At 61.4% G+C, this 1364-nt stretch carries 1 protein-coding gene; it reads left to right on the top strand.

Going from position 1 to position 1364, the window contains the following annotated elements:
* Positions 1-24 precede the first annotated feature (24 nt).
* Entirely contained in the window at positions 25-1308 is a 1284-nt protein-coding gene (locus tag ABFX45_RS46135; RefSeq protein ID WP_428834313.1) for an IS256 family transposase, read from the top strand.
* The last annotated feature ends 56 nt before the right edge of the window (positions 1309-1364 follow it).

Here is a 1364-nt window from a genome sequence, read left to right as displayed (position 1 = left end):
ATTGGCGGTCGGAGGGGGCACCGAGTGACACAGGACACATCGTCTCGTCAGGGAGATGAGGCGGCAGCGCGGCGGCTCGCGGGGGCGTTCGCGCCCGAGGCGATCGACGCGTTGCTGAAAGACGCCAAGTCGGCTGGAACGCCGATTGATGGTGTCGACGGTCTGCTGAATCAGTTGACGAAGGCCGTGCTCGAGCGGGCCTTGCAGGCCGAGATGACGGACCATCTGGGTTATGACGCCGGCGACCCGGCCGGCCGCGGGTCCGGCAATTCCCGTAATGGCAGGTCGACCAAGACGGTGTCCACGAGGAACGGTCCGGTCGATATCGAGGTACCGCGTGACCGGAACGGTTCATTCGAGCCGGCGATCGTGCCGAAACGGGCTCGGCGGATCGGCAACATCGACGACATGATCCTGTCGCTGTACTCGCGTGGCATGACCACCCGTGATATCGAGGCGCATCTGCTGGAAATCTATGGGGTGAACGCGTCGCGGGAACTGATCTCGAATATCACCGATGTGGTGGTCGATGAGATCAAGGCATGGCAATCACGCCCGCTCGATGAGGTATATCCAATCCTCTATGTGGACGGCATCCGGATTCGAGTCAAGGACAACGGGGTGGTCACCACCAAGGTCGCCTACCTGGCCATCGGCGTGGACGTGGACGGCCGCAAGCACGCCCTGGGCTGCTGGATCCAGGACACCGAAGGAGCGAAGTTCTGGCAGAAGGTCCTGTCGGACCTGCGTAATCGTGGCGTCAGGGACATCCTGATCGCCTGCTGCGACGGCCTGACCGGCCTGCCCGACGCGATTCACGCGATCTTCCCGGACACCGTCGTGCAAACCTGCGTCGTGCACGTGATCCGCAACGCGATGCGGTTCGTGTCCTACGGCGACCGCAAGAAGATCGTCACGGGAATGAAGGAGATCTACACCGCGCCCACCCTCGAGGCCGCGGAGCTCGGCCTCGCCGCGTTCGACAAGCAGTTCGGCGCACAGTATCCGGGCGCGGTTGACGTGTGGCGTAACGCTTGGGACGAGTTCGTCCCGTTCCTCGACTTTCCGCCCGAGCTCCGCAAGATCGTCTACACCACCAATGCGATCGAGTCCATCAACTTCCAGCTCCGGAAGATCACCAAGAACCGCGGTCATTTCCCCGACAAAGACGCCGCGATGAAGCTTCTCTACCTCGGGCTCCGGAACATTTCCAGCCAGCGGGGAGGCGAATCGGGAACGGGAACGCACGGCTGGAAGGTGGCATTGAACACACTGATCAACCTCTTCCCCGGTCGCATACTTTTCTGATAACCTACAAATGTAAGCAAATCACCTCTGGCTTACACAAAAATCGTGACAGGCTC

The sequence above is a fragment of the Lentzea roselyniae genome (genome assembly GCF_039537795.1).
Classification (GTDB): domain Bacteria; phylum Actinomycetota; class Actinomycetes; order Mycobacteriales; family Pseudonocardiaceae; genus Lentzea; species Lentzea atacamensis.
The sequence above is the reverse complement of the archived record's forward strand: the minus strand, read 5'-3'. Positions and strand labels throughout refer to the sequence as shown.